Raw genomic sequence first — 26,295 nt, 5'->3', positions numbered from 1 at the left:
GTAACACAGATCCAATGATGTTTACAGTAATGTAACCTTCCCGTAAAATGCCCACACACTTTAAACGCCACCCGGTCCCGTGGAATTGAGGTCGTTAAATGAGACTCAGGAAATACAATAAAAGTTTGGGATGGTTGTCATTAATTGCAGGCACTGCATTACTCAGTGGCTGTAATTCTGCGCTGTTAGATCCCAAAGGACAGATTGGACTGGAGCAACGTTCGCTGATACTGACGGCATTTGGCCTGATGTTGATCGTCGTTATTCCTGCAATCTTGATGGCTGTAGGTTTTGCCTGGAAGTACCGTGCAAGCAATAAAGATGCGAAGTATAGCCCGAACTGGTCACACTCCAATAAAGTGGAAGCGGTGGTCTGGACGGTTCCTATCTTAATCATCATTTTCCTTGCCGTGCTGACCTGGAAAACCACTCACGCTCTTGAGCCAAGCAAGCCGCTGGCGCATGACGAGAAGCCCATTACCATCGAAGTGGTTTCCATGGACTGGAAATGGTTCTTCATCTACCCGGAACAGGGCATTGCTACCGTGAATGAAATCGCCTTCCCGGCGAACACTCCGGTGTACTTCAAAGTGACCTCTAACTCCGTGATGAACTCCTTCTTCATCCCACGTCTGGGCAGCCAGATTTATGCCATGGCCGGTATGCAGACTCGCCTGCATCTGATCGCCAATGAAGCCGGTACCTATGACGGTATCTCCGCAAGCTATAGCGGACCTGGCTTCTCCGGTATGAAGTTCAAGGCTATCGCAACAGAGGACCGCGCCGCATTCGACCAATGGGTTGCTAAAGCGAAACAGTCACCGAACACCATGAGCGACATGGCTGCGTTCGAGAAAGTGGCTGTGCCAAGCGAATACAACCAGGTGGAATACTTCTCCAACGTGAAACCCGATTTGTTTAAAGACGTGATTAACAAATTTATGGCTCACGGTCAGAGCATGGACATGACCCAACCGGAAGGTGAGCACAGCTCGCACGAAGGAATGGAAGGCATGGACATGAGCCACGCGGAAGCCGCCAACTCAAGGGGCTGAGGAAGAATACGATGTTCGGAAAATTGACACTGGATGCAGTTCCGTTCCATGAACCCATCGTCATGGTTACGATCGCTGCTATTATCATCGGTGGTGCGGCTTTACTTGGCCTGATTACTTACTTTGGTAAGTGGACCTACCTGTGGAAAGAGTGGCTAACTTCGGTTGACCACAAACGCCTTGGCATCATGTATGTCATCGTCGCTATCGTCATGTTGGTTCGTGGCTTTGCTGACGCCATCATGATGCGTAGTCAGCAAGCGCTGGCGTCTGCAGGTGAAGCGGGCTTCCTGCCGCCTCACCACTACGATCAGATATTCACGGCTCACGGCGTGATCATGATCTTCTTCGTGGCAATGCCATTTGTTATCGGTCTGATGAACCTGGTGGTTCCACTGCAGATTGGTGCGCGTGACGTTGCGTTCCCGTTCCTGAACAACCTGAGCTTCTGGTTCACCGTTGTCGGCGTTATCCTGGTTAACCTGTCTCTGGGTGTGGGTGAATTCGCGCAGACCGGTTGGCTGGCGTACCCGCCGCTCTCGGGAATTGAGTACAGTCCAAGCGTCGGGGTCGACTATTGGATATGGGCAGTCCAGTTGTCCGGTATTGGTACAACCCTGACCGGTATCAACTTCTTTGTGACTATCATTAAGATGCGCGCGCCAGGCATGACCATGTTCAAGATGCCGGTCTTTACCTGGGCATCGCTATGCGCAAACATCCTGATTATCGCCTCCTTCCCGATTCTGACGGTTACCGTCGCGTTGCTTACCCTGGATCGTTATCTGGGCACCCATTTCTTTACCAACGATATGGGCGGCAACATGATGATGTACATCAACCTGATTTGGGCCTGGGGCCATCCGGAAGTGTACATTCTGATTCTGCCGGTATTCGGGGTGTTCTCGGAAATCGCCGCGACCTTCTCACGTAAACGTCTGTTTGGTTACACCTCGCTGGTGTGGGCAACCGTGTGTATTACCGTATTGTCGTTCATCGTCTGGCTGCACCACTTCTTTACCATGGGTGCCGGTGCGAACGTTAACGCCTTCTTCGGTATTACCACCATGATTATCGCCATCCCGACCGGGGTGAAGATCTTCAACTGGCTGTTCACCATGTATCAGGGCCGTATCGTATTCCACTCAGCAATGCTGTGGACGATTGGCTTTATCGTGACCTTCTCAGTCGGCGGGATGACCGGCGTACTGCTGGCGGTCCCGGGCGCGGACTTTGTACTGCACAACAGTCTGTTCCTGATTGCGCACTTCCATAACGTTATTATCGGCGGCGTCGTATTTGGTTGCTTCGCGGGTATGACCTACTGGTGGCCAAAAGCGTTTGGCTTCACGCTGAACGAAACCTGGGGTAAACGCGCATTCTGGTTCTGGATCATCGGCTTCTTCGTTGCTTTCATGCCGCTGTATGTGCTGGGCTTTATGGGGATGACTCGTCGTCTCAGCCAGCAGATTGACCCTCAGTTCCATCCGATGCTGGTTGTTGCTGCCTGTGGCGCCGCGCTGATTGCAGTGGGTATCCTGTGCCAGTTCATTCAGATGTATGTTTCTATTCGCGACCGCGAACAGAATCGTGATCTGACCGGTGACCCATGGGGTGGCCGTACGCTGGAATGGGCAACGTCTTCTCCGCCTCCGTTCTATAACTTTGCCGTTGTGCCGCACGTTCATGAGCGTGATGCCTTCTGGGAAATGAAAGAAAAAGGTGAAGCGTACAAGCAGCCTGCGCACTATGAAGAGATTCATATGCCGAAGAATAGCGGTGCCGGTATCGTCATTACCGCCTTCGCTACGCTGTTTGGTTTCGCCATGATCTGGCATATCTGGTGGCTGGCTATTGCAAGCTTCGCAGGCATGATCATCAGCTGGATTGTGAAAAGCTTTGATGAAGATGTGGACTACTACGTGCCGGTCCCGGAAATCGAAAAACTGGAAAACCAGCATTTCGATGAGATTACTAAGGCAGGGCTGAAAAATGGCAACTGATACATTAGCGCACGCGACTGCCCACGCGCACGAACACGGGCACCACGATGCAGGCCAGAACAAAATCTTCGGATTTTGGATCTACCTGATGAGCGATTGCATTCTGTTCTCTATTCTGTTTGCTACCTATGCCGTTCTGGTGAACGGCACCGCAGGTGGCCCGACAGGTAAGGACATTTTCGAACTGCCGTTCGTTCTGGTTGAAACTTTCTTGCTGTTGTTCAGCTCCATTACCTATGGCATGGCGGCGATCGCCATGCACAAGAACAACAAGAGCCAGGTGGTTTCCTGGCTGGCGTTGACCTTCTTGTTTGGTGCCGGCTTCATCGGGATGGAAATCTATGAATTCCATCATCTGATTGTTAACGGTATGGGCCCGGATCGCAGCGGCTTCCTCTCTGCGTTCTTCGCGCTGGTCGGCACCCACGGTCTGCACGTGACGTCCGGTCTTATCTGGATGGCCGTGCTGATGGTACAGATCGCCCGTCGCGGCCTGACCAGCACCAACCGCACCCGCATCATGTGCCTGAGCCTGTTCTGGCACTTCCTGGACGTGGTGTGGATCTGTGTGTTCACTGTTGTTTATCTGATGGGGGCGATGTAATGAGTCATTCTAACGTGAACAGCGGCGCGTCCCATGGCAGCGTAAAAACCTACATGACAGGATTTATCCTGTCAGTCATCCTGACGGTCATTCCGTTCTGGATGGTAATGACAGGTGCTGCCTCTCCGGCCGTAATTCTGGGGACTATCCTGGCAATGGCAGTGGTGCAGATTCTGGTGCATCTGGTGTGCTTCCTGCACATGAACACCAAATCTGATGAAGGCTGGAACATGACGGCTTTTGTCTTTACCGTGCTGATCATCGCCATCCTGGTTGTCGGTTCCATCTGGATCATGTGGAACCTCAACTACAATATGATGATGCACTAAGAGCGGCGGTTATGATGTTTAAGCAATACCTGCAAGTAACGAAACCAGGCATCATCTTTGGCAACCTGATCTCGGTGATCGGGGGGTTCCTGCTGGCCTCCAAGGGCAGCATCGACTATCCCCTGTTCATCTATACGTTGGTCGGAGTGTCACTGGTTGTGGCGTCGGGTTGTGTATTTAACAACTACATCGACAGGGATATCGACAGAAAGATGGAAAGGACCAAGAATCGGGTGCTGGTAAGAGGCCTGATCTCTCCTAAAGTCTCGCTGGTGTACGCCACCCTGCTGGGTATTGCTGGCTTCATGCTGCTGTGGTTTGGCGCGAACCCTCTGGCCTGCTGGCTGGGGGTGATGGGCTTTGTGGTTTATGTGGGCGTTTACAGCCTGTATATGAAACGCCACTCGGTCTACGGGACGCTGATCGGCTCTCTCTCCGGCGCGGCGCCGCCGGTGATCGGCTACTGCGCAGTCACCGGAGAGTTCGACAGCGGCGCGCTGATTCTGCTGGCGATTTTCAGCCTGTGGCAGATGCCGCACTCCTATGCCATCGCGATTTTCCGCTTTAAGGATTATCAGGCGGCTAACATCCCGGTTCTGCCGGTGGTGAAAGGCATTTCCGTCGCCAAGAACCACATTACGCTGTACATCATCGCATTTGCCATCGCGACGCTGATGCTCTCTCTGGGCGGCTATGCCGGATATAAATATCTGGTGGTGGCGGCAGCGGTGAGCGTCTGGTGGTTAGGCATGGCGCTGCGCGGTTACAAAGTGGAAGATGACAGAGTCTGGGCGCGCAAGCTGTTCGGTTTCTCCATCATCGCCATTACCGCGCTCTCCGTGATGATGTCCGTCGACTTTATGGTGCCGGATTCACACAATCTGCTGACCTACGTCTGGTAAGCCAGATAACGGTATTAAAAGGGTGCTTCGGCACCCTTTTCTATTTCTGTCACAAATCTCTCTTCCGGTAATATTTACTCAATAACCTCATGTTTACCCCGCCTGCTTAGCGCTTTACACTAGGCGCGAAATTGAGACAGAGGTGGGAATGAACGATTATAAAATGACACCGGGTGAGTTGCGCGCCACCTGGGGTTTAGGGACCGTATTTTCGCTGCGCATGCTTGGCATGTTTATGGTCCTGCCGGTTCTGACCACATACGGTATGGCGCTACAGGGCGCCAGTGAAGCCTTGATTGGACTCGCCATCGGCATCTATGGTCTGGCGCAGGCTATTTTTCAGATCCCCTTCGGACTGCTTTCCGACCGTATCGGTCGTAAACCGCTGATTGTCGGCGGGTTAGCGGTGTTTATTCTCGGCAGTATTATCGCCGCGCTGTCAGACTCCATCTGGGGCATTATTCTTGGCCGCGCGTTACAAGGTTCGGGCGCGATTGCCGCCGCGGTGATGGCGCTGCTGTCAGATTTAACCCGCGAGCAAAACCGCACGAAAGCGATGGCGTTTATTGGCGTAAGCTTTGGCATCACCTTCGCGATCGCCATGGTGCTTGGGCCAATCATCACCCACGCCCTGGGTCTCAACGCCCTCTTCTGGATGATCGCCGTCCTGGCGACGCTTGGGATCGTCCTGACGCTGTGGGTGGTGCCAGACAGTGACAACCACGTGCTTAATCGCGAATCAGGAATGGTGAAAGGCAGCTTCAGCAAAGTGCTGGCGGAACCGAAACTGCTGAAACTCAACTTTGGCATCATGTGTCTGCACATTCTGCTGATGTCCACCTTCGTTGCCCTACCCGGCCAGTTGGCTGATGCCGGGCTACCCGCAGCGGAACACTGGAAAGTGTATCTGGTGACGATGCTGATTTCGTTTGGCTCGGTCGTCCCGTTTATTATCTACGCCGAAGTGAAGCGGCGGATGAAACGGGTGTTCCTGTTTTGCGTCGCGCTGATTGTGATTGCCGAGATTGTTCTCTGGGGCGCGGGCAGCCATTTCTGGGAACTGATTATCGGTGTGCAATTGTTCTTCCTCGCCTTCAATCTGATGGAAGCCCTCCTCCCTTCGCTCATCAGCAAAGAGTCTCCGGCGGGCTATAAAGGCACGGCGATGGGCGTGTATTCCACCAGCCAGTTCCTCGGCGTCGCGCTGGGCGGGTCACTGGGCGGTTGGGTCGATGGGATGTTTGACGGTCAGACGGTTTTCCTTGCCGGAGCGTTTTTAGCCGTTGTCTGGCTTGCCGTCGCCAGCACCATGAAAGAGCCGCCGTATGTCAGCAGCCTGCGGGTGGTCATTCCACCGGAGATTGCAGCCGATGACGTGCTGAAGCAGCGTTTACTGGCAACAGAAGGCGTCAGTGAAGTGTTGATTGCACAGCAGGAACATTCCGCCTATGTGAAGATCGACAGCAAAGTGACCAACCGCTTTGAGGTTGAACAGGCCATCAGCCAGGCGTAAAAAAGAAAACGGTCCGGAAAGCCGGACCGTTAAAGATTAATCGCGGAAGTTTTTAAACTGGAACGGCTGTCCCAAATCGCCGCCGCGCACCAGCGCCATCACGGACTGGAGGTCATCGCGGGATTTCCCGGTCACGCGAATCTCTTCGCCCTGAATCTGCGCCTGCACCTTCAGCTTGCTGTCTTTAATCAGCTTAACGATCTTCTTCTGCACGGCGCTCTCGATGCCCTGCTTCAGCTTCGCTTCGACAAACCAGGTTTTCCCGCTGTGTACGAACTCTTCCGGTACATCAAGCGATGCCCCTTCAATGCCGCGCTTAAGCAACTTGGCACGCAGAATATCCAGCAACTGGTTGACCTGGAAATCGGATTCGCTCAGCACCTTGATGGTTTTATTGGCATCATTGAGCTCAATGGTCGCTTCAACGCCGCGAAAATCAAAACGTGACTCAACTTCCCGAATGGCGTTATCTACGCCGTTACGAGCTTCCTGAAGATCAACTTCAGACACAATATCGAAAGATGGCATCTTTTCCTCTCCCTTCATTTTTGATGCGAAGCATAATACCTGCAAAGTGACTCAACAGACAGCGCTATACTATGTTAGCAAACACCTGGTGCTGTTGCGGGTGAGGAGGAAGAATGAAAATTACCGTACTGGGATGCGGAGCCTTAGGACAGTTATGGCTTTCGGCGCTGTGCAAACAGGGACATGAAGTACAAGGTTGGCTGCGCGTTCCGCAGCCCTATTGCAGCGTGAATGTGATTGAGACGGACGGGTCGATATTTAACGAATCCCTGACGGCAAACGATCCGGAGTTTTTAGCCACCAGCGATTTGCTATTGGTGACGCTCAAAGCGTGGCAGGTCTCCGACGCGGTCAAAGCGCTGGCGTCAACGCTGTCGGAAATGACGCCCATTCTGTTGATCCATAACGGCATGGGAACGATTGAAGAATTGCACGCTATCCACCAACCCTTGCTGATGGGAACGACCACCCACGCTGCACGTCGCGATGGCAACGTCATTATCCACGTCGCGAACGGCACCACGCGTATCGGTCCGGCGCGCGAGCAGGATGGCGATTTCAGCTATCTCGCCGATTTGCTGCAATGCGTGCTGCCTGACGTCGCCTGGCATAATAATATTCGTGCTGAGATGTGGCGCAAGCTGGCGGTGAACTGTGTGATCAATCCCCTGACCGCGCTGTGGAACTGCCCGAATGGCGAACTGCGCAACCATCCTGAAGAGGTCAATCTGATTTGCCAGGAAGTCGCGGCGGTCATTGAGCGCGAAGGTCATCATACCTCGGTGGACGATTTACGCTATTATGTCGAGCAAGTTATTGACAGTACAGCAGAAAATATCTCGTCTATGCTGCAGGATATCCGGGCCATGCGTCATACCGAGATAGACTACATTACCGGCTATCTGTTGAAACGCGCCCGTGCACACGGGATTGCGGTGCCGGAAAACAGCCGCCTGTTTGAGTTAGTAAAACGTAAGGAGAGTGAGTATGAGCGCATCGGCACTGGTATGCCTCGCCCCTGGTAGTGAAGAAACCGAAGCGGTTACCACTATCGACCTGCTGGTTCGTGGTGGAATCAACGTCACCACCGCGAGCGTCGCCAGCGACGGCAGTCTGACCATTGTCTGTTCACGCGGCGTAAAACTGCTGGCGGATGCGCCGCTGGTTGCCGTGGCCGATGGCGACTACGACATCATCGTCCTGCCGGGCGGCATTAAGGGCGCCGAGTGTTTTCGCGACAGCACGCTGCTGGTTGAAACCGTTAAACAGTTTCACCGTTCCGGACGGATTGTCGCCGCCATTTGCGCGGCAGCCGCTACCGTACTCGTTCCGCATGACATTTTTCCCATCGGCAATATGACGGGCTTCCCGGCGCTGAAAGATAAAATACCCGCAGAACAATGGCAGGATAAACGCGTGGTGTGGGACCCGCGGGTCAAATTACTGACCAGCCAGGCCCCGGGAACCTCAATCGATTTTGGCTTAAAGATTATCGACCTGTTGGTTGGGCGTGAAAAAGCCCATGAAGTCGCATCACAACTGGTGATGGCGGCAGGTATTTATAATTACTACGAGTAAGATGACGCCACGCGCGTCAGTCTCCAGGCCGGATAAGACGCTTTAGCATCGCCATCCGGCCTGGAGACCAATCATTCAAAACCAGGGCGCGGAACTCATGACATTGCTGTAAAACAGCATTCTACCGGCCAGTTCTCCCGTGATGATGAGTGCCACCCATAGCCAACTGCGCATCCCGCTGTTCAGACGTGATATTCCCCACACCGCGACGCACACGCTGGCGAACAGCTGCCACCAGAGCAGAGGGCTGGATGCATCGGCACCCGGAACCTGATAACGAAGGCCCAGTGCGCCTGCACTCAGTACAATGCCAGTCACAATCCCCGCATTACAGACCGTAGAAGGTGAAAGGTGCCAGTACGCTCTGGCAATGGCGACACTCATAAACCCCGTCAGCAGCGCCGTTCCCAGGAAAGCGGCAGGCGTCGCAGCGTTGTGCCAGAGCGGGTGTAACGGCATCTGGTAATAGACCTGCGACGTCACCAGAATAGTGCCCAATCCCACCAGTGCCGTCACACCGCCCAGCAGCGTCACTCCGCGCGGCGCAGGCCTGAACCAGCACAGCAGTAGCCAGCAAAACATCACGCCATTGAGCACAATAAACGCGGCCACTTCCCGGCTGAGCCAGGAGCTTCCCAGTCCAGTCAGAGATCGGTAAGCACCTTCAGGCGCGCCCAGATGCGCCAGCGACGCACAGGACCCCAGCACGGTAATGATCCAGAACCGAAGCGCCAGCGTACGACACTGCATTGCGCTGAATTTCTGTGCGCTGAAAACCTGGCATAGCGTCAGCGCCAGTACCCCGCCAGCCCCCCACTGAGCAAAGACAGTAAAGAAGACCAACGGCAATTCATACTGTTCCATGTTGTTCTCCTTAATCCCGCGGCGGAATAATGACAATGTTAGGCTGGCTAATCGTGTGATCGGGCAGGTTGTAGCGTTTTTCCAGCACCGTCCATGGCGTCGTATGCTCCTTACGCAGCTCTGCGATCTCGCCAAAACGTAATACGCCTGCAGGACAGGATTCTACGCAGCGCGGCTGCAATCCTTCATCGAGACGTTCAGCACACAGATTGCACTTACTGGTTTTCCCTTCTGCGGGATCGTACACCGGCGCACTCCACGGACAGGCCATGATGCACATCCGGCAGCCAATGCAGCGATCGTGATCCTGCACGACAATGCCGTCGGCGCGTTTGCTGTACGTCCCTGCCGGGCAGACTTTCATGCATTGCGGGTCATCGCAGTGGTTGCACGACATACTGATGAAGGCTTGCGTATTGGGTTCATCCGTATGGCGTTCACGAACCCGACGCCAGAGAACGCCCATCGGCGTCATGTTTTCTGATTTGCAGGCCATGCTACAGGTTTTACAACCGTAGCAATTTTGCATATCAATAAGAAATCCATACTGTTTCATGCAATTAAGCCTCCCTTCTCACATCGACGAGCGTACTGTTGCAACAGTGTCCATTGCCCAACACTTCCACCTGATCGTTAGTCACATGGCTACTGCTTCCGCCCTGCTGCTCCCACCAGCCGTTATCCAGACTCACCACTCCGCGTTTGATATGGGTGGTCACGTCGGCAATCGCCCGATGCTGACCGCGGTGATTGAACACCACGACCCACTCTCCGGACTGAATCTTTCGCTGACGGGCATCTTCCGGGTGGATCATCACATTCGGGCGGTTACGCTGAACCTCCAGGATCCACTCATTCATCCCGTGGCTGGAGTGCACGCTGCGCGCCAGTTTGCGCTGCACCGCCATTAGCGGGTAGGTTTGAGCCAGTTCAGGCGATCCTTTAACCGATTCTTTCACCTGCTTCCAGGTCACCACCGGCAGGAAATCTTTCTTCGCCCACTCCTCAATGTACAGATGCGCTTTGCCGGTCGAGGTGAGGAACTGGCCGTCTTTAAACGGGATCCAGTCATCTTCGACGGGACATACCGGTCCCTTTTTCAGCATGTCGCGGGTAATGCCCGAGCCTTTCAGGCAGGTGTCGATATAGTGCTCAATAGGCTGGTTAAAAACCTCGCCAAAACCAAAGCGTTCGGCCAGCCGGGCAAAAATCCAGTAATCGGGTTTGGCTTCTCCCGGCGGCTCCACGGCCTTCTCCATCAGTTGCACATAGTGACTGCGCACGCCCGCCATAAGGCTGACATCCTCAAAAATGGTCGTGACGGGGAGCACCAGATCGGCGTACAGCGCAGACGAACTCATCAGATTGTCGGCTACTACCACAAACGGTACCTTTTTAAAGGCCTCTCTGACCTGGTTGGTGTTGGGTAACTGAGTCATCGCACCCAGCGTCATATTCCACCAGAACTTAATCGCATGCGGTTTTTCATTAACGACCCAGTCACCAATTTTAGGAATAGGAATGGCGGGAATTTTGGCCGCATTTGGCGCCGGAGGAACGATGGGCGAGAATTTTGCCATCTGTCTGACGCCACCCGCATCGCAGACCCCCGCCCCGGCTTTGCCGATATTGCCGGTGATCAACGCCAGATAGAACTGGCTGGCAGCGACGTAAGTCCCAAACTCGGTTCTCTGTGCCCCCGACATGTTCTGAACAATCATCGCCGGTTGCGTTGCAGCGTAATCTCGTGCCAGACGGAGCACCGTCTGCGCGGGCACGTCAGTCTCCTCCTCCACTCTCTGTGCTGTCCAGGGTTTTGCCTGCGCCCAGACGTTATCCAGCACGGTGGTGAATTCACTGTTGGCAGGTAATTCCTCGCTGAGCAATGCGGGTATTACGCCGGGCGCATCATGGCGTTTCAGGGTCTGACTCTGGGTATCAAACACCAGATAGCTGTCCGCGTCATTTGGGTCGGCACGCATCAGTTGCTGCTGCGGATCCACCAGATAAACCGCACCGGTATGCGCGCGCAGGAAATCCGCGTCATAGCGTTTCTCCTGCATGATGATGTTAATCATCCCTAATGCCAGGGCGATATCCGTACCCGGCACGATCGGCACCCATTCGTCGGCTTTGGCCGCCGTTTCGTTAAATCGCGGATCGATCACCACCAACCGTGCGCCGTTTCTCTGCGCCTGTGAGTAGTTTTTAAAATAGGCATGCATGGTGACCGCCGGGTTATTCCCCCAACACAAAATGTAGCGGCTGTCTGCAATGGTATCGCGGGTATCGGCATAGCGCAGGCCAACCATCGGCATCATCGCCGCAGTGACCGCCGCGCAACAGAGCGACCCCGCGGTTTTGGTACTGCCACCAAGATAATCGAAAAAGGCTTTGGCCATATCGTTCTTGATGGAGTCCATGTTCCCGGAAGCGGCAGTGAGCAGTAACCCTTTATTGCCCTCAGTGGCAATGGTCTCCCGGATGTTCTTTTCAATGAGATCCAGCGCGGCGTCCCAGGTGATCGGTTTAAATTTCCCCTCGCCTTTTTCTCCCGTCCGCAACAATGGCTGCGTTAGCCGTAATGGGTGATAGACCCATTTGGTACGGCTAATTCCCCGTAAACAGCACTTCACATTGAAGCCTTTCGTCGCTTCAATTTTCATTAACCGGTCTTTCCAGACGTACGCCGTCAGGTTGCAGTGCAAACATTCCATCGCACAGGTCGAGCGGAACGTCTGGTAGTCCGATTGCTTAAGACGAAATCGGGGTAAAGGCGCACCGTTAGCCTGACGTAGCGTCAGAAACGTCGGTGCTAATGAAGATAACCCCACCACACCGAACCCTTTTAACAGGGTTCTTCTTTTTAAGCGGATATTGCTCAATGCGTCCATGTTCTTGCCTCTAAAATAGTTCATTATTAGTTAACCCAGGTTCACCAGTAATTAACCTGACCCAGATCAACATCTAACCATTTAGGCGTAGTGCACTTTTTAAATTGCGAAGGCAGTACTGATTTCAGCCGTGATGGTATACTCGCGAAGAATCAAAAAAGAGAACGCATATGGCTGAAACATCGCAAGGGGTCAATTCGGTTGATATCGCCGTCAATATTCTGGCGTTTGTTGCCAGTCAAAACGGCCAGACACGGGCCATCGATATCGCCACGGGATGCAATCTGTCGAAAAGTCGTTTACACAAGTACCTGGTCTCACTCTGTCGAACCGGTATGCTGGGGCAAAACGAAAAAGGACTTTACTGCCTGGGGTCAACCCTTCTTCAGATGGCGGGGAAACCAACGGCAGCACGCGATCCGGTGAGTGAACTCAATACGGCGCTGATCGCGTTTCGCGATACCTTTAACCACTCTACCGGCGTGGTGGTTGAGACGGACGGCGGATTAGTGCTGAAGCACTACAATCGCAGCTTCCGTAATGTAGATATCGATTTTCTACCCAACACGCCCGTTCCGCTTCACGCCAGTTCAGCGGGTCAGGTATTCATGAGTTATTCCACTTATCAGCCGCAAAACCAGGCGCAGGCACAACTGATTGAGCAGATACGCTCTCGGGGCTACGCGGTGCGTCACCATCCGACACAGGGGATCCCTGGCGCACAGTCGATTGCCTGTCCGCTACGGAATAAAAAGGGAGAGCTGGTGGCGATTGCCGTGACGATGGGGTTCTTCAGTGCAGACGACATGCCGCAGATTGCCGGACAGTTAGTGAGAAGCGTCGAAGCGCTTCATCTGCAGGAGTAAGATTCCCCCGGCGCGGATGGCCGGGGAAAATCGCGATTACGGGCGATACACCTTCACATTCTCAAAGCCCTGTTCGCGCAGATACAGCGCCTGCAGACGACTCATCACGCCGCGCTCGCACCACAACAGCCAGGTTTTATTCTGGTCGAGATCGCCGAATTGAGTGCTCAGCTTGTAGAACGGCAGTGAAACCACATCGACACCTTCTACCTTCAGCGGCTTATCGTCCTGCTCGTCGATGGAGCGGATATCCAGAATCACGTCGTTCGGGCCAAAACCGCTGACGGTTTCAACTTCCACCACGTCCTGCTGGGTCTGCTGCGCGATGTCGCGAATATCGATATTACTGGCTTCTTCGACCACTTTGTCGAGGATGCTGAAGTCAAAGTTCTGTTCTTCCGCTTCAATCTTCGCCTTGATGGCTTTCACCGTTGGGCTTTTTGAAATCACGCCGCAGTATTCCGGCATGGTGCGGGCAAAATCTTCAGTCCCAATCTGGCGCGCCAGATTGATGATGTGCTCTTTATCGTAAGAGATCAGCGGACGCAGAATCAGCGTATCGGAGACGTTATCGATCAGACGCAGGTTGGTCAGCGTCTGGCTGGAGACCTGTCCCAGCGCTTCGCCGGTGACCAGCGCCTGCACGCCATAGCGCTCCGCCACTTTCGACGCCGCACGAACCATCATACGTTTCAGTACCACGCCCATCTGGCCGTCATCCACTTTCTCGAGGATCTCGCCGACCACCGGTTCAAAGTTGATAGCGACAAAACGCACGCGATGCGAACTGCCGAAGCGGTTCCACAGATAGTGCGCCACCTGACGAACGCCGATTTCATGGGCCGCGCCGCCGAGGTTAAAGAAACAGTAGTGAACGCGGCAGCCACGACGCATCAGCATATAGCTGGAAACGCCGGAGTCGAAGCCGCCGGAGATCAGCGACAGTACGTCTTCCTGGGTCCCGATCGGGAAACCGCCGATCCCTTCGTAACGGCCTTTGATCAGCAACAGACGATCATCTTCCACTTCCAGATGCACAGTAACGTCTGGATTGGTCAGCTTCACGCGCGCCGATTCAATATGCTGATTTAAACCGCCGCCTACGTAACGTTCCACGTCAATAGAGCTAAACTCGTGTTTACCGCGACGTTTAACGCGCACGCAGAAGGTTTTGCCTTCCAGTTGATCGCGGTACTGTACCAGCGCCTTCTCGAAAATATCGTGCATATCGGTAAACGGCACGTCTTCAACTTCGAGAATGTGGTGAATCCCCGGGATACGGGTCAGCGCGTCGCGGATCGCCAGACGCTGGTTTTCATCTTTCGCGCGAACTTCGATGTTATCCCAGTGACGGACCACGGCGAGGGTCTCATCATAGTGCTTTAAAACGTTACGAATGTTCCCGGTCAGCATTTTTATAAAGCGCAAACGCACAGATTGGCTTTTGATGGTGATTTCCGGGAACAATTTAATGATAAACTTCATGGCGGCAATGGTTCTTTAGCAAGCCAGTTACGGCTTGTCGTGGAGAAATAGTACAGCAACCCCGTTAAGCGGCTGCATCCAGGCGCGGAAGTATACCACTATCACGCGATTCCTGTGCACATTGCGCGTTATACCCTCAATAATTCAAGTTGCAGGCGGGCGGCAAAGGGGAATATCCCCTGGCGCTAAACACGTAAGCGGCTGGAGTGAGCGAATGCGGCCAACGTACATGCAGCCTGAAGTTGGGTGGGTAAATTTGATAATTGCTCTGAGTCCGTTACCATATCAGGGCTGAAAATACTGAGAGTCCGACATTTATTATGGCGAAGAAAAATGAGGCGCCGGTCAGCTTTGAAACGTCGCTGAACGAGCTGGAGCAAATTGTAACGCGTCTGGAAAGTGGCGATCTGCCGCTGGAAGAGGCGCTGAACGAATTCGAACGTGGCGTGCAGCTGGCACGTCAGGGTCAGGTGAAATTGCAACAGGCTGAACAGCGTGTGCAAATTCTGCTGTCTGACAATGAAGACGCATCCCCTACGCCTTTTACAGCGGATAACGAGTAAATGGATTTTTCGCAGCAGCTTCAGGCCTGCGTCGAGCAGGCCAACCAGGCGCTGAGCCGTTTTATTGCCCCACTGCCCTTTCAGAACACTCCCGTGGTCGAAACCATGCAGTATGGCGCATTATTAGGCGGTAAACGTCTGCGTCCGTTTCTGGTGTATGCCACCGGTCAGATGTTTGGTATCAGCCTGAACACGCTGGATGCCCCGGCAGCCGCCGTTGAGTGCATTCATGCTTACTCGCTGATCCATGACGATCTGCCTGCAATGGACGATGACGATCTGCGTCGCGGCCTGCCGACCTGTCACGTCAAGTTTGGCGAGGCCAATGCGATTCTGGCGGGTGATGCCCTGCAAACGCTGGCATTCTCGATTATCAGCGACGCCCCGATGCCGGAAGTTGCTGACCGCGATCGAATCGCAATGATTTCCGAGCTGGCGAGCGCCAGTGGCATCGCCGGAATGTGCGGTGGTCAGGCGCTGGATCTCGACGCCGAAGGTAAACAGGTGCCGCTGGAGGCGCTGGAGAAAATCCATCGTCATAAGACGGGCGCGTTGATTCGCGCCGCGGTTCGCCTGGGGGCGTTAAGTGCCGGAGAAAAAGGCAGAAATGCACTGCCAATACTCGACAAATACGCAGAAAGTATCGGTCTGGCATTCCAGGTTCAGGATGACATTCTGGATGTGGTGGGCGATACTGCAACGTTGGGTAAACGTCAGGGCGCCGATCAGCAGCTTGGCAAAAGTACCTATCCTGCACTTCTGGGCCTTGAGCAAGCCCGGAATAAAGCCCGGGATTTAATCGCAGAGGCTCGCCAGTCGCTAAACCAACTGGCCGCACAGTCACTCGATACCTCGGCACTGGAAGCGCTAGCGGACTACATAATCCAGCGTAATAAATAAACACTCTGTCTTACTTAAAGGCCTCTGATGAGTTTTGATATCGCCAAATACCCTACCCTGGCACTGGTCGACTCCACCCAGGAGTTACGACTGCTACCAAAAGAGAGTCTGCCGAAACTCTGCGACGAACTGCGCCGCTATTTACTCGACAGCGTCAGTCGTTCCAGCGGACACTTCGCCTCCGGGCTGGGCACGGTCGAGCTGACTGTGGCGCTACACTATGTCTATAACACCCCGTTTGACCAGCTCATCTGGGACGTGGGTCATCAGGCTTATCCGCACAAGATTTTGACCGGTCGTCGCGATAAAATTGGCACTATCCGCCAGAAAGGCGGCCTGCACCCATTCCCGTGGCGCGGTGAAAGTGAATACGACGTCCTGAGCGTGGGTCACTCCTCCACCTCGATCAGCGCAGGCATCGGCGTGGCGGTTGCTGCGGAAAAAGAGGGTAAAGATCGCCGTACCGTCTGCGTGATTGGCGACGGGGCGATTACCGCCGGGATGGCATTCGAGGCGATGAACCATGCGGGCGATATCAAACCCGATATGCTGGTCATCCTCAACGATAACGAAATGTCGATATCTGAGAACGTCGGCGCGCTGAACAATCACCTCGCGCAGTTGCTCTCCGGTAAACTTTACTCTTCCCTGCGCGAGAGCGGAAAAAAAGTATTCTCTGGCGTACCGCCGATTAAAGAACTGCTCAAACGCACCGAAGAACATATTAAAGGCATGGTCGTGCCCGGCACGCTGTTTGAAGAACTGGGCTTTAACTACATCGGCCCGGTCGACGGTCACGATGTCCTGGGACTTATCACCACGCTGAAAAACATGCGCGACCTGAAAGGTCCGCAGTTCCTGCATATCATGACCAAGAAAGGTCGGGGTTATGAGCCGGCGGAAAAAGACCCCATTACTTTCCACGCCGTACCGAAATTCGATCCGTCCAGCGGTTGTCTGCCGAAAAGCAGCGGCGGTCTGCCGAGCTATTCGAAAATCTTCGGCGACTGGTTGTGCGAAACGGCGGCCAAAGACAGTAAGCTGATGGCGATCACCCCAGCCATGCGCGAAGGATCCGGCATGGTCGAATTCTCGCGTAAATTCCCGGACCGCTACTTTGACGTGGCGATTGCCGAGCAGCACGCGGTGACCTTCGCTGCCGGACTGGCGATTGGCGGTTACAAGCCGGTTGTCGCTATCTACTCAACGTTCCTGCAACGCGCATACGATCAGGTGATTCATGATGTGGCGATCCAAAAGCTACCGGTCATGTTTGCGATTGATCGTGCGGGGATTGTCGGGGCTGACGGACAAACGCACCAGGGGGCGTTCGATCTCTCCTATCTGCGCTGCATCCCGGACATGGTCATCATGACCCCGAGCGATGAAAACGAATGCCGCCAGATGCTGTTTACCGGTTATCACTACAGCGATGGCCCAACGGCGGTGCGCTATCCACGCGGAAATGCCGTCGGCGTTGAGCTGACACCGCTGGAAAAACTACCGATCGGAAAAGGCGTGGTGAAGCGTCGCGGCGAAAAGCTGGCGATCCTCAACTTCGGTACGCTGATGCCAGATGCGGCGAAAGTCGCGGAATCCCTCAACGCCACACTGGTCGACATGCGCTTTGTGAAACCGCTGGATGAAGCCCTGATCCTTGAAATGGCGGCGTGTCATGAGGTGCTGGTGACGCTGGAAGAAAACGCCATTATGGGCGGGGCCGGTAGCGGCGTGAACGAAGTGCTGATGGCGCACCGCAAACCGGTTCCTGTCCTGAATATTGGCCTGCCGGACTTCTTCATTCCGCAAGGAACTCAGGATGAAGCCCGTGCCGGGTTGGGTCTGGATGCCGCAGGCATTGAGGCCAAAATCAAGGCCTGGTTGGCATAATCGCCACTTCGCTCCTGCTATGCTTACTGAATAACGAGCATAACAGGAGCGAAATAATGCAATACAACATCTTAGGAAAAACGGACCTCAGGGTTTCGCGCCTTTGTCTGGGCTGCATGACGTTCGGCGAGCCGAATCGTGGAAACCACGCCTGGACGCTTCCCGAAGAGAGCAGTCGCCCTATCATCCAGCGCGCCCTTGAGGGCGGCATCAACTTTTTCGATACCTCGAACAACTATTCAGCCGGCAGCAGTGAAGAGATTGTCGGTCGCGCACTGCGCGATTTCGCCCGTCGTGATGAGGTGGTGGTCGCCACCAAAGTGTTTAATCGGGTGGATGACCTGCCGGAAGGATTATCCCGCGCGCAAATCCTGCGTTCTATTGATGACAGTCTGAGACGGCTGGGGATGGACTACGTCGATATCCTGCAAATTCACCGCTGGGATTACAACACGCCGATTGAAGAGACGCTGGAAGCGTTAAACGATGTGGTCAAGGCCGGCAAAGCGCGTTATATCGGCGCGTCATCAATGCATGCGTCGCAGTTTGCCCAGGCGCTGGCGCTGCAAAGACAGCACGGCTGGGCGCAGTTTGTCAGTATGCAGGACCACTACAACCTCATCTACCGCGAGGAAGAACGCGAAATGCTGCCGCTGTGCTATCAGGAAGGTGTGGCGGTGATCCCGTGGAGCCCGATGGCCCGCGGGCGTCTGACGCGTCCGTGGGGAGAAACCACGGCGCGCCTGGTTTCTGACGAAGTGGGGAAAAAGCTGTATAGCGAAAGCGACGAAAATGATGCGCAAATTGCCGCCCGGCTGGCCGGCGTGAGCGAAGAGCTTGGCGCAACGCGTGCCCAGGTGGCGCTGGCGTGGCTGTTAAGCAAACCAGGGATTGCCGCGCCGATTATCGGCTCATCGCGGGAAGAACAGCTCGATGAGTTGTTGAACGCCGTGGATCTCACGCTGAAACCCGAGCACATCGCCGAGCTGGAAACACCGTATAAACCGCATCCGATCGCCGGATTTAAATAGCCTCACATTGCCCGATGGCGATTCGCTTATCGGGCTCAGGCACACGATCCCTGGCCGGATAAGGCGTTAACGCCGTCATCCGGCACCGACATCACCCGTCAAATAATCCCGATCGGCCAGTGATGTCCGATGAAATAGAGGATCCCCGCGGAAATCACTCCGGCGACAATATCGTCCACCATGATCCCCATCCCGCCATGTACATTGCGATCGAACCAACGGATCGGCCACGGCTTCCACATATCCAGAATACGGAAAATCACAAACCCGGCGGCGACCCACCGCCAGTCGAGGGTCGGCAGCGCCATCAGCGTGATCCACATTCCGATGAATTCATCCCAGACGATACTGCCGTGATCGTGCACGCCCATGTCTTTTGCCGTCTGATGGCAAAGATAGACGCCGATACAGATGCCCAGCATCACCACCAGCGAATAGAGCTGCCACGGCAGAAAGGTCATCAGATACCAGAAGGGAATCGCCGCCAGCGATCCCATCGTACCTGGAACAATCGGACTGAGGCCGCTACCAAACCCGGTCGCCAGTAAATGCCACGGGTTAAGCAGATTCAGGCGGCTTTTGGCGACATCTTTATGGCGTGGCAAAATGGTCATATCCTTTCCAGTCAAAAGTGACAGACGTTCCGTCACGCATGAAATGAATCCCTTCCACATCCGCGCTCATCTGCCCAATGCAGGTAAAGGCAACGCCAAGCTGTCCCATAGCCACCTCCAGCGCGCCGCGGTTCAGTTCCGGTACCGTAAAGCATAACTCATAGTCTTCACCACCGGACAACGCCCAGCGCAGCGCCTGTTCGGGCTCGACGTGACGCGTCATCGCGCCTGACCACGGCAGCGCATCGAGATCGACGCGCGCGCCACAGGCGCTGGCTTTAACAATATGCCCAAGATCGGAAATCAGTCCGTCAGAGAGATCAATCGCTGAACTGGCCAGATCGCGCAGCGCCTGGCCCTGCAAAATACGCGGCGTCGGACGCAGGTGACGTTTGAGCAGATATTCGCGGTCACCCTCATCGGCAACCTGCAAACGGTTCTGCAAAATCGCCAGACCTGCGGCGCTATCACCCGGCGTGCCGGTCACGTAAATCCAGTCACCCGGTTTCGCCCCAGAGCGTTTCAGTGCGCGCCCGGCAGGAACAAAGCCGTGGATACCCAATGTCATCGACAGCGGCCCCCGCGTGGTGTCGCCGCCAATCAGTTGCATATCGTAGTAATTCAGGAGATCAAACAGACTGTCGCTGAAGGTTTCCAGCCAGCGTTCGTCCACCTCAGGCAGGGTGATCGCCAGCGTCAGCCACGCCGGATCGGCCCCCATTGCCGCCAGATCGCTTAAATTCACCGCCAGCGCTTTGTACGCCAGATCGGCAGGATCAATGTCGGTCAGGAAGTGGTTGCCCGCCACCAGCGTATCGGTGCTGATTGCCAGCGTCTGTTTATCAGGGATGTTCAGAAGTGCACAGTCGTCGCCAATACCGGTTTCGACGTCAAGACGAGAGCTTCTGACACGGTCAAAATAACGGGCAATCAGGGAAAATTCGCCGCATGCCATACGTTATGCCTCAGCAGAAAAAAAGAAAAAGCCGCCAGGGGAGAGGAATCGCTTCCACTTCACTGACGGCCTGGAGATTACTTTTTGTTGGGGCGAATCGCAGGCGCTGCTTTATCCAGAACGCCATTGACGAACTTGTGGCTGTCTTCCGCGCCGAACGTTTTTGCCAGTTCAATCGCTTCGTTGATGGCCACTTTATATGGCACATCACTGCGTTTAGACAGCTCGAACAGCGCAATACGCAGTACGGCTTTTTCCACCTGACCCAGCTCTTCCAGCAGACGAGACAGGTAAGGCTTCATCAGGCCATCCAGGTACGCGCTGTTAGTCGCCACCCCGGACAGCAGTTCACGGAAGTACATGACGTCAACATCTTTCACGTCCTGTTCTGCCAGGAACTGGTATTCAACATCAGCGATGTCGTTCTGGGACAACTGCCAGGAGTAGAGCGCCTGAACGGCACACTCACGAGCGCGGCGACGAGCAGCAGGTTTCACGGATTTCCCCTTACAAAAATCAGGCCTTGATGGCTTTCAATACATTAATCATTTCAAGCGCGGTCAGTGCAGCTTCCGCGCCCTTGTTGCCAGCTTTGGTGCCAGCACGTTCGATAGCTTGTTCAATGCTTTCGGTGGTCAGGACGCCAAAGGCGACCGGAATTTCGCTGTCCTGAGCGACATGCGCCAGGCCGTTGCTTGCACCGCCAGCGACATATTCGAAGTGAGCTGTGCCGCCACGAATAACCGTACCCAGTGCAATCACCGCGTCATATTTACCGGTTTTCGCCAGCGCGCCTGCTGCCAGCGGCAGTTCGTAGGCACCTGGAACCCAAACGACGGTAATGTTTTCATCTTTGACCTGACCAATACGTTTCAGGGCGTCAATCGCACCTTCCAGCAGGCTGTCATTGATAAAGTTGTTGAAACGCGCAATGGTGATGGCGACGCGAGCGTCCGGAGTAGCAACGTTAGCTTCAATAATGTTCATATTCTTCCTTCGGGTTCGATATGGCCCCGTAAGGGGGGCGGATTTTATCATAATATTCTGTGCGCTGCTTCCAATAATTCGATAATTCGAAAGCCTCACGCAGGGGTTAAATGCAGGCAAACGTCCGGGCCCACCTGGCGTATCTCATTGAATTTGAAATGGGGGGCGTCAGCCAGTTTCTCAAGCCCTGGCAACACACATAATCCCCTGGCGTCACTGCCTAACAGTTTAGGCGCAAGATAGACGATAAGCTCGTCAACCACTCCGGCCTGCAAGAGCGCACCGGCGAGCGTCGGCCCGGCCTCCACCCACAGGCTGTTAATTTGCTGTTTGCCGAGCAACATCATCAGCACCACCAGATCCAGATGCCCGTTATGCTCCGGCACCAAAATCGTGCGAACCGAATCGGGCCAGACGCGTGCGTCTTCTTTGGTGCGCGCAATCCAGGTTTCTCCTGGCTGCTGTACCAGGCGCTGCTCCGGCGCTACGCGGTTCTGACTGTCTATCACAATTCGCACCGGCTGACGCACGGCATCCTGCGGATAAAGAGCTTGTGTCGCCTCGCCGAGTTCTGACCAGCGCACGGTGAGCTGCGGATCATCCGCCAGCACCGTCGCGCTGCTGGTTAAAATGGCATGGCTTTGCGCGCGTAGACGCTGAACATCACGTCGCGCCTCGGGAGAGGTAATCCACTGACTTTCGCCGCTGGCCATCGCTGTACGGCCGTCCAGCGAAGCGCCGAGTTTCAGTTGCACATACGGAAACCCGGTGCGCATCCGTTTGAGAAAACCTTTATTTAACGCTTCGACTTCACTCATCATCAGCCCGTGGCTGACGTCAATGCCCGCCTGCTGCAAACGGTATAATCCGCGTCCCGCCACTTGTGGATTCGGGTCCTGCATCGCCGCCACCACGCGAGAAACGCCCGCGGCGATCAGCGCGTCGCAGCACGGCGGCGTGCGGCCATGATGACTACAGGGCTCAAGCGTGACGTACGCAGTGGCCCCTTTGGCCTTTTCGCCCGCCATGCGCAAGGCATGCACTTCCGCATGCGGTTCGCCCGCACGATGGTGATAACCTTCACCGACAATCTCGCCGTTATTGACGATCACGCAGCCGACGTTAGGGTTGGGATGGGTGGTAAACCGCCCGCGCTGCGCCAGCTTCAGCGCTCGCGCCATGTATAACTCATCCTGCATGGCTTAATCCTGTAGGCGAGCGATCTCTTCGCCAAATTCTTTGATATCTTCGAAGCTGCGGTAAACCGAGGCAAAGCGGATATAGGCGACTTTATCGAGTTTTTTCAATTGTTCCATCACCAGATTGCCAATCATCTTACTGGGGACTTCACGTTCGCCGGTGGCGCGCAGTTGCGACTTAATATGATTCAACGCCATTTCGACGTCATCGGAACTCACCGGACGCTTTTCCAGCGCGCGTTGCATTCCACTGCGCAGCTTTTCTTCATTAAACGGTTCGCGCACGTCGTTGCTTTTCACAACGCGTGGCATTACCAGTTCTGCCACTTCAAAGGTAGTGAAACGTTCATTACAAACCAGACACTGCCGACGGCGGCGTACAGAAGAGCCCTCGCCCACAAGACGAGAGTCAATTACCTTAGTGTCTACGGCGAAACAGAATGGGCAATGCATACGGCGTCCTGACCAGGTGGTTAACAGAAATCTATTTTAACCTGAACTGACGTGACAACAAAGGCGCAACGCTTTTGAGACAATGGATCGATGTCTTTGATCATATTACGAACTACCATTATGGTATCGCGACTATTCAGGAAATAAGAGAGATGACAAGACGTTACCTAAGAATTCTCCTGGTGGGAAGTCTCTTTAGTCTGAGCGCCTGCGCGCAACAAAGCGAAGTGCGCCAGATGCATCAAAGCGTTTCAACGCTGAATAAAGAGATGAATCAGCTTAATCAGGAAACCGTGAAGATTACTCAGCAAAACAGTCTGAACGTTAAATCCACCCGTGGTGTTTACCTGCTCCCAGGCTCCAATACGCCCGCACGGCTGAACAGTCAGATAGGCACACTGCGCATGTCGCTTATCAACATTGCGCCGAATGCCGCTGGCACCCGGGTGACGCTGCGCATTCAGGGGGAATCCAACGATCCGCTGCCGGCCTTTAGCGGCACCGTTGAATATGGGCAAATTCAAGGAACTACTGACAATTATCAGGAAGTGAATGTGCAGAATCAGTTGATCAATGCCCCGGCCAGCGTGCTGGCACCGAGCGATGTGGACATCCCGCTGCAACTGAATAACCTCACCCCAGACCAGTTAGGATTTGTGCGTATCCACGACATCCAGCCTGTTACGCAATAAACCTCCTTGCGGAACGTTTTGTGCGTTCCGCAACATCCCTCCGCCTCTTTTTGTGACTCCACTGACATCCACGTCAGTTTTTGTCAACGTTGGCAATCAGCATGAAAGTCAGTACAATCGCCGCGCTAAAATACGCAAACGTGAACGCAATCGATTACGTGAATGATAGAACTGTGAAACAAGACATATTTTTGTGAGCAATGATTTCTATAATAGGCTCCCAGAAACATGAATTATTCAGAAACGCTATTTGCGCCTTTTTCACTCCCGTCAGGGATTTCAAACAGTGGCATACAATATGAAAAAAACATTACTTGCAGCCGGTGCCGTGCTCGCGCTCTCCTCGACATTCACCGCAAATGCTGCGGAAAATGACAAACCGCAGTATCTTTCAGACTGGTGGCACCAGAGCGTCAACGTCGTCGGTAGCTATCACACCCGTTTCGGACCGCAGCTCCGTAACGATACCTACCTGGAATATGAAGCTTTCGCGAAGAAAGACTGGTTTGACTTCTATGGCTACATGGATGCGCCGGTTTTCTTCGGTGGTAACACCGACGCGAAAGGGATCTGGAACCACGGTTCTCCGCTGTTTATGGAAATCGAACCGCGTTTCTCCATCGACAAACTGACCGGCACTGACCTGAGCTTCGGTCCGTTTAAAGAGTGGTACTTCGCCAATAACTACATCTACGACATGGGTCGTAACAAAGATGGCCGTCAGAGCACCTGGTACATGGGTCTGGGTACCGATATTGATACTGGCCTGCCGATGAGTTTGTCTCTGAACGTATATGCGAAATATCAGTGGCAGAACTATGGCGCCGCTAACGAAAACGAGTGGGACGGCTACCGTTTCAAAGTGAAATACTTTGTTCCGATTACCGAACTGTGGGGCGGTAACCTGAGCTATATCGGTTTCACCAACTTTGACTGGGGTTCCGATCTGGGCGACAACGACTTCTCCGATCTGAACGGCAACAAAGCGCGTACCAACGACTCCATCGCCTCCAGCCATATTCTGGCGCTGAACTACGACCACTGGCACTATTCGGTCGTAGCGCGTTACTGGCACAACGGGGGTCAGTGGAACGACGACGCAGAGCTGAACTTCGGCAAAGGTAACTTCAACGTGAAATCTACCGGCTGGGGTGGCTATCTGGTTGTCGGCTACAACTTCTGATAACATTCCTTTCCTGCAAAAGCCAGCCAGAGCGCTGGCTTTTTTATGCGTGCGTTTCGTCGCGGATCTTACGTAAAAAATCACTCAGCGATCGATCGGCGCACTCGCTAAATCGCCTGTCGAGCGGCGTGATGCTTAAACAGCGATCGACACGAAAACAGCGATAGTCCTCGCGCCGTTCGCACCAGGCTACCAGCAGCCAAAACTCTCCCTGGAAAAAAATCCCTAACGGCTGCACTTCCCGCCAGGTGAGCTGCCCCGCCTCATCACGATAATGTAACGCCAGCACCTGTTGCGTGCTCACCGCCCGGTGGATCATATCGAACGCGCTACGTGAATGCTGTTGCCTGCCAAAATCCGGCGCGAAAATACGTGCCTGCTCGGCTTTACGTCGGCTTTCTTCCGGTAATATCGCCAGCACCTTTTCCTGCGCCGACTCCAGTTCTCTGGAGAGCAGATCACCGCCCCAGGTGTGCAGCAGACGAATGGCGGCAATCAGCGCTTCCGATTCCCGGTGCGTTAGCATCAGCGGCGGGAGATCAAACCCCGCCATCAGCCGATAGCCGCTTCCCGCCTCCCCTTCGACCGGCACGCCGGAGAGCGAAAGGTCACGGATATCACGATAGATCGTCCGCTCTGACACCTCAAGCCGCTCCGCCAGCAGCGCTGCCGTTGTCAGCCGCCTGCCACGCAGGATCTGGACTATCTGAAATAAACGGTCAGCGCGACGGGTCATAGTTGCTCTCTGTGATTAAGCCGGTTGATGTAACCCCACACGATTGCCTTCGCTGTCAGTAAACAGCGCGATGGTACCAATCTCTTTACCGAGATCGAGCGGACCAAAAACGCAGTTGCCACCAGCACTGGCGACGCGATCCAGCGTGGCGCCGAGATCGTCCGTATGCAGATAAATAATGGCGCCCTGTAATGAAGGCGCGATGCCATCAAACTTCGCCAACGCCCCACCGGCGGCCGGTTCGTCATACGGGAAAACCGCCAGATCGGCAAAATCCATTTTTTCACGACGCAGCGACAGCCCCATGACCGGCTCATAAAACGCAATCGCGCGTTCCATATCCGTTACGGGAATTTCAAACCAGTTAATAATGCTTTTCATCGTTCCTCCTGCCTGTGTGGGTAAGTTCAGGAAGAGGATAAAACAGGGCTCCTGACAGCATAGTGTCAGGAGTGATTGCAGGACAAGAGA

Annotated in this window: 28 protein-coding genes; 15 read left to right on the top strand and 13 right to left on the bottom strand. The window is 54.4% G+C overall.

Going from position 1 to position 26,295, the window contains the following annotated elements; genetic code table 11:
- Positions 1 to 98 precede the first annotated feature (98 nt).
- The 6 genes from cyoA (at position 99) to KI228_RS05925 (ending at position 6,406) form a co-directional block, all read left to right on the top strand.
- The gene (gene cyoA / locus KI228_RS05950) at positions 99 to 1,055 is read left to right on the top strand and encodes a cytochrome o ubiquinol oxidase subunit II (protein ID WP_043001581.1); all 957 of its coding nucleotides are present in this window, start codon (positions 99 to 101) and stop codon (positions 1,053 to 1,055) included.
- Between the two features lie 11 nt (positions 1,056 to 1,066).
- Complete coding sequence (gene cyoB / locus KI228_RS05945) at positions 1,067 to 3,058, top strand: cytochrome o ubiquinol oxidase subunit I (protein ID WP_043001582.1); 1,992 nt, start codon at positions 1,067 to 1,069, stop codon at positions 3,056 to 3,058.
- On the top strand, positions 3,048 to 3,662 hold the full coding sequence (locus KI228_RS05940) for a cytochrome o ubiquinol oxidase subunit III (RefSeq protein WP_043001583.1): 615 nt from the start codon (positions 3,048 to 3,050) through the stop codon (positions 3,660 to 3,662). The genes cyoB and KI228_RS05940 overlap by 11 nt, the downstream gene beginning before the upstream one ends.
- Entirely contained in the window at positions 3,662 to 3,991 is a 330-nt protein-coding gene (locus KI228_RS05935; protein WP_043001584.1) for a cytochrome o ubiquinol oxidase subunit IV, read from the top strand. Before KI228_RS05940 ends, KI228_RS05935 begins: the two co-directional genes overlap by 1 nt.
- Positions 3,992 to 4,002: 11 nt before the next feature.
- The gene (gene cyoE, locus KI228_RS05930) at positions 4,003 to 4,893 is read left to right on the top strand and encodes a heme o synthase (protein ID WP_080343218.1); all 891 of its coding nucleotides are present in this window, start codon (positions 4,003 to 4,005) and stop codon (positions 4,891 to 4,893) included.
- 148 nt (positions 4,894 to 5,041) lie between these two features.
- Positions 5,042 to 6,406 (top strand): MFS transporter, encoded by a 1,365-nt coding sequence (locus KI228_RS05925; RefSeq protein WP_043001586.1) that lies wholly within the window; start codon positions 5,042 to 5,044, stop codon positions 6,404 to 6,406.
- A gap of 36 nt (positions 6,407 to 6,442) precedes the next feature.
- Here KI228_RS05925 and KI228_RS05920 read toward each other — a convergent pair whose 3' ends face one another.
- Positions 6,443 to 6,934, bottom strand: coding sequence for a YajQ family cyclic di-GMP-binding protein (locus KI228_RS05920; protein WP_043001587.1), 492 nt, complete (start codon positions 6,932 to 6,934; stop codon positions 6,443 to 6,445).
- A gap of 113 nt (positions 6,935 to 7,047) precedes the next feature.
- On the opposite strand from KI228_RS05920, the gene panE reads away from it, so the two are divergent.
- Both panE and yajL read left to right on the top strand, forming a co-directional pair.
- The gene (panE, locus tag KI228_RS05915) at positions 7,048 to 7,959 is read left to right on the top strand and encodes a 2-dehydropantoate 2-reductase (protein ID WP_044258965.1); all 912 of its coding nucleotides are present in this window, start codon (positions 7,048 to 7,050) and stop codon (positions 7,957 to 7,959) included.
- Positions 7,922 to 8,512, top strand: coding sequence for a protein deglycase YajL (gene yajL / locus KI228_RS05910; protein WP_043001589.1), 591 nt, complete (start codon positions 7,922 to 7,924; stop codon positions 8,510 to 8,512). Before panE ends, yajL begins: the two co-directional genes overlap by 38 nt.
- Positions 8,513 to 8,587: 75 nt before the next feature.
- Here the strand turns inward: yajL and KI228_RS05905 are convergent, their stop codons facing one another.
- Genes KI228_RS05905 through KI228_RS05895 form a run of 3 tightly spaced genes read right to left on the bottom strand, consistent with a single transcriptional unit; the run spans position 8,588 to position 12,270 of the window.
- Positions 8,588 to 9,376 carry a dimethyl sulfoxide reductase anchor subunit family protein gene (locus KI228_RS05905; protein WP_104010331.1) on the bottom strand — a complete coding sequence of 263 codons (789 nt, stop codon included), beginning with the start codon at positions 9,374 to 9,376 and terminating at the stop codon, positions 8,588 to 8,590.
- Positions 9,377 to 9,386: 10 nt separating this feature from the next.
- Positions 9,387 to 9,932, bottom strand: a complete 546-nt coding sequence (locus KI228_RS05900; RefSeq protein ID WP_044258969.1) for a 4Fe-4S dicluster domain-containing protein — start codon at positions 9,930 to 9,932, stop codon at positions 9,387 to 9,389.
- 4 nt (positions 9,933 to 9,936) lie between these two features.
- Positions 9,937 to 12,270 (bottom strand): molybdopterin-containing oxidoreductase family protein, encoded by a 2,334-nt coding sequence (locus tag KI228_RS05895; protein WP_043001591.1) that lies wholly within the window; start codon positions 12,268 to 12,270, stop codon positions 9,937 to 9,939.
- A 170-nt stretch (positions 12,271 to 12,440) separates the two neighbouring features.
- On the opposite strand from KI228_RS05895, the gene KI228_RS05890 reads away from it, so the two are divergent.
- Positions 12,441 to 13,136 carry an IclR family transcriptional regulator gene (locus tag KI228_RS05890; RefSeq protein ID WP_044258972.1) on the top strand — a complete coding sequence of 232 codons (696 nt, stop codon included), beginning with the start codon at positions 12,441 to 12,443 and terminating at the stop codon, positions 13,134 to 13,136.
- Positions 13,137 to 13,172: 36 nt separating this feature from the next.
- Here the strand turns inward: KI228_RS05890 and thiI are convergent, their stop codons facing one another.
- Positions 13,173 to 14,621, bottom strand: coding sequence for a tRNA uracil 4-sulfurtransferase ThiI (gene thiI, locus KI228_RS05885; RefSeq protein WP_043001593.1), 1,449 nt, complete (start codon positions 14,619 to 14,621; stop codon positions 13,173 to 13,175).
- A 320-nt stretch (positions 14,622 to 14,941) separates the two neighbouring features.
- Between thiI and xseB the strand changes: the two genes are divergently transcribed.
- From xseB to KI228_RS05865, 4 genes are read left to right on the top strand one after another with little or no spacing between them, the layout of a single operon-like run.
- Positions 14,942 to 15,184 carry an exodeoxyribonuclease VII small subunit gene (gene xseB / locus KI228_RS05880; RefSeq protein ID WP_042324547.1) on the top strand — a complete coding sequence of 81 codons (243 nt, stop codon included), beginning with the start codon at positions 14,942 to 14,944 and terminating at the stop codon, positions 15,182 to 15,184.
- The gene (ispA, locus tag KI228_RS05875) at positions 15,185 to 16,084 is read left to right on the top strand and encodes a (2E,6E)-farnesyl diphosphate synthase (protein ID WP_043001594.1); all 900 of its coding nucleotides are present in this window, start codon (positions 15,185 to 15,187) and stop codon (positions 16,082 to 16,084) included. It abuts the gene before it with no gap.
- A 27-nt stretch (positions 16,085 to 16,111) separates the two neighbouring features.
- On the top strand, positions 16,112 to 17,974 hold the full coding sequence (gene dxs / locus KI228_RS05870; RefSeq protein WP_061070467.1) for a 1-deoxy-D-xylulose-5-phosphate synthase: 1,863 nt from the start codon (positions 16,112 to 16,114) through the stop codon (positions 17,972 to 17,974).
- Positions 17,975 to 18,030: 56 nt separating this feature from the next.
- On the top strand, positions 18,031 to 19,005 hold the full coding sequence (locus KI228_RS05865) for an aldo/keto reductase (RefSeq protein ID WP_061070468.1): 975 nt from the start codon (positions 18,031 to 18,033) through the stop codon (positions 19,003 to 19,005).
- 98 nt (positions 19,006 to 19,103) lie between these two features.
- Here KI228_RS05865 and pgpA read toward each other — a convergent pair whose 3' ends face one another.
- From pgpA to nrdR, 6 genes are all read right to left on the bottom strand, one after another.
- Entirely contained in the window at positions 19,104 to 19,619 is a 516-nt protein-coding gene (gene pgpA, locus KI228_RS05860) for a phosphatidylglycerophosphatase A (RefSeq protein ID WP_043001597.1), read from the bottom strand.
- The gene (thiL, locus tag KI228_RS05855) at positions 19,597 to 20,574 is read right to left on the bottom strand and encodes a thiamine-phosphate kinase (protein ID WP_043001598.1); all 978 of its coding nucleotides are present in this window, start codon (positions 20,572 to 20,574) and stop codon (positions 19,597 to 19,599) included. The genes pgpA and thiL overlap by 23 nt, the downstream gene beginning before the upstream one ends.
- Before the next feature lie 77 nt (positions 20,575 to 20,651).
- Positions 20,652 to 21,071 (bottom strand): transcription antitermination factor NusB, encoded by a 420-nt coding sequence (nusB, locus tag KI228_RS05850; protein ID WP_042285962.1) that lies wholly within the window; start codon positions 21,069 to 21,071, stop codon positions 20,652 to 20,654.
- Positions 21,072 to 21,090: 19 nt separating this feature from the next.
- The gene (ribH, locus tag KI228_RS05845) at positions 21,091 to 21,561 is read right to left on the bottom strand and encodes a 6,7-dimethyl-8-ribityllumazine synthase (RefSeq protein WP_001021161.1); all 471 of its coding nucleotides are present in this window, start codon (positions 21,559 to 21,561) and stop codon (positions 21,091 to 21,093) included.
- Between the two features lie 95 nt (positions 21,562 to 21,656).
- Entirely contained in the window at positions 21,657 to 22,760 is a 1,104-nt protein-coding gene (ribD, locus tag KI228_RS05840; protein ID WP_044258978.1) for a bifunctional diaminohydroxyphosphoribosylaminopyrimidine deaminase/5-amino-6-(5-phosphoribosylamino)uracil reductase RibD, read from the bottom strand.
- Between the two features lie 3 nt (positions 22,761 to 22,763).
- Positions 22,764 to 23,213, bottom strand: a complete 450-nt coding sequence (gene nrdR / locus KI228_RS05835) for a transcriptional regulator NrdR (protein ID WP_042324561.1) — start codon at positions 23,211 to 23,213, stop codon at positions 22,764 to 22,766.
- A 152-nt stretch (positions 23,214 to 23,365) separates the two neighbouring features.
- Between nrdR and KI228_RS05830 the strand changes: the two genes are divergently transcribed.
- Both KI228_RS05830 and KI228_RS05825 read left to right on the top strand, forming a co-directional pair.
- A complete protein-coding gene (locus KI228_RS05830; RefSeq protein ID WP_043001600.1) occupies positions 23,366 to 23,905 on the top strand; it encodes a SadB/YajI family lipoprotein in 540 nt (179 codons plus the stop codon).
- 298 nt (positions 23,906 to 24,203) lie between these two features.
- Positions 24,204 to 25,088, top strand: coding sequence for a nucleoside-specific channel-forming protein Tsx (locus KI228_RS05825; RefSeq protein ID WP_044258980.1), 885 nt, complete (start codon positions 24,204 to 24,206; stop codon positions 25,086 to 25,088).
- Between the two features lie 43 nt (positions 25,089 to 25,131).
- Here the strand turns inward: KI228_RS05825 and KI228_RS05820 are convergent, their stop codons facing one another.
- Together KI228_RS05820 and KI228_RS05815 are read right to left on the bottom strand one after the other, a co-directional pair.
- Positions 25,132 to 25,824, bottom strand: coding sequence for a helix-turn-helix transcriptional regulator (locus KI228_RS05820; RefSeq protein ID WP_061070469.1), 693 nt, complete (start codon positions 25,822 to 25,824; stop codon positions 25,132 to 25,134).
- A gap of 15 nt (positions 25,825 to 25,839) precedes the next feature.
- On the bottom strand, positions 25,840 to 26,205 hold the full coding sequence (locus KI228_RS05815) for a VOC family protein (RefSeq protein ID WP_061070470.1): 366 nt from the start codon (positions 26,203 to 26,205) through the stop codon (positions 25,840 to 25,842).
- Between the last annotated feature and the right edge of the window lie 90 nt (positions 26,206 to 26,295).

This window comes from Citrobacter amalonaticus (assembly GCF_018323885.1).
In the GTDB taxonomy this organism is placed as follows: domain Bacteria; phylum Pseudomonadota; class Gammaproteobacteria; order Enterobacterales; family Enterobacteriaceae; genus Citrobacter_A; species Citrobacter_A amalonaticus.
Note: the sequence above shows the minus strand (reverse complement) of the source record. Positions and strands in the feature narration are given on the sequence as shown.

Bases quoted from the DNA above. Each gene is read 5' to 3' on its own strand.
- ribH (WP_001021161.1), bottom strand. From the start codon at position 21,561: ATGAACATTATTGAAGCTAACGTTGCTACTCCGGACGCTCGCGTCGCC.
- KI228_RS05940 (WP_043001583.1), top strand. From the start codon at position 3,048: ATGGCAACTGATACATTAGCGCACGCGACTGCCCACGCGCACGAACAC.
- KI228_RS05815 (WP_061070470.1), bottom strand. From the start codon at position 26,205: ATGAAAAGCATTATTAACTGGTTTGAAATTCCCGTAACGGATATGGAA.
- KI228_RS05935 (WP_043001584.1), top strand. From the start codon at position 3,662: ATGAGTCATTCTAACGTGAACAGCGGCGCGTCCCATGGCAGCGTAAAA.
- thiL (WP_043001598.1), bottom strand. From the start codon at position 20,574: ATGGCATGCGGCGAATTTTCCCTGATTGCCCGTTATTTTGACCGTGTC.
- KI228_RS05900 (WP_044258969.1), bottom strand. From the start codon at position 9,932: ATGAAACAGTATGGATTTCTTATTGATATGCAAAATTGCTACGGTTGT.
- KI228_RS05905 (WP_104010331.1), bottom strand. From the start codon at position 9,376: ATGGAACAGTATGAATTGCCGTTGGTCTTCTTTACTGTCTTTGCTCAG.
- KI228_RS05925 (WP_043001586.1), top strand. From the start codon at position 5,042: ATGAACGATTATAAAATGACACCGGGTGAGTTGCGCGCCACCTGGGGT.
- KI228_RS05830 (WP_043001600.1), top strand. From the start codon at position 23,366: ATGACAAGACGTTACCTAAGAATTCTCCTGGTGGGAAGTCTCTTTAGT.
- ispA (WP_043001594.1), top strand. From the start codon at position 15,185: ATGGATTTTTCGCAGCAGCTTCAGGCCTGCGTCGAGCAGGCCAACCAG.
- KI228_RS05890 (WP_044258972.1), top strand. From the start codon at position 12,441: ATGGCTGAAACATCGCAAGGGGTCAATTCGGTTGATATCGCCGTCAAT.
- KI228_RS05820 (WP_061070469.1), bottom strand. From the start codon at position 25,824: ATGACCCGTCGCGCTGACCGTTTATTTCAGATAGTCCAGATCCTGCGT.
- yajL (WP_043001589.1), top strand. From the start codon at position 7,922: ATGAGCGCATCGGCACTGGTATGCCTCGCCCCTGGTAGTGAAGAAACC.
- cyoE (WP_080343218.1), top strand. From the start codon at position 4,003: ATGATGTTTAAGCAATACCTGCAAGTAACGAAACCAGGCATCATCTTT.
- dxs (WP_061070467.1), top strand. From the start codon at position 16,112: ATGAGTTTTGATATCGCCAAATACCCTACCCTGGCACTGGTCGACTCC.
- KI228_RS05825 (WP_044258980.1), top strand. From the start codon at position 24,204: ATGAAAAAAACATTACTTGCAGCCGGTGCCGTGCTCGCGCTCTCCTCG.
- KI228_RS05920 (WP_043001587.1), bottom strand. From the start codon at position 6,934: ATGCCATCTTTCGATATTGTGTCTGAAGTTGATCTTCAGGAAGCTCGT.
- nrdR (WP_042324561.1), bottom strand. From the start codon at position 23,213: ATGCATTGCCCATTCTGTTTCGCCGTAGACACTAAGGTAATTGACTCT.
- xseB (WP_042324547.1), top strand. From the start codon at position 14,942: ATGGCGAAGAAAAATGAGGCGCCGGTCAGCTTTGAAACGTCGCTGAAC.
- cyoA (WP_043001581.1), top strand. From the start codon at position 99: ATGAGACTCAGGAAATACAATAAAAGTTTGGGATGGTTGTCATTAATT.
- ribD (WP_044258978.1), bottom strand. From the start codon at position 22,760: ATGCAGGATGAGTTATACATGGCGCGAGCGCTGAAGCTGGCGCAGCGC.
- KI228_RS05895 (WP_043001591.1), bottom strand. From the start codon at position 12,270: ATGGACGCATTGAGCAATATCCGCTTAAAAAGAAGAACCCTGTTAAAA.
- pgpA (WP_043001597.1), bottom strand. From the start codon at position 19,619: ATGACCATTTTGCCACGCCATAAAGATGTCGCCAAAAGCCGCCTGAAT.
- cyoB (WP_043001582.1), top strand. From the start codon at position 1,067: ATGTTCGGAAAATTGACACTGGATGCAGTTCCGTTCCATGAACCCATC.
- KI228_RS05865 (WP_061070468.1), top strand. From the start codon at position 18,031: ATGCAATACAACATCTTAGGAAAAACGGACCTCAGGGTTTCGCGCCTT.
- thiI (WP_043001593.1), bottom strand. From the start codon at position 14,621: ATGAAGTTTATCATTAAATTGTTCCCGGAAATCACCATCAAAAGCCAA.
- panE (WP_044258965.1), top strand. From the start codon at position 7,048: ATGAAAATTACCGTACTGGGATGCGGAGCCTTAGGACAGTTATGGCTT.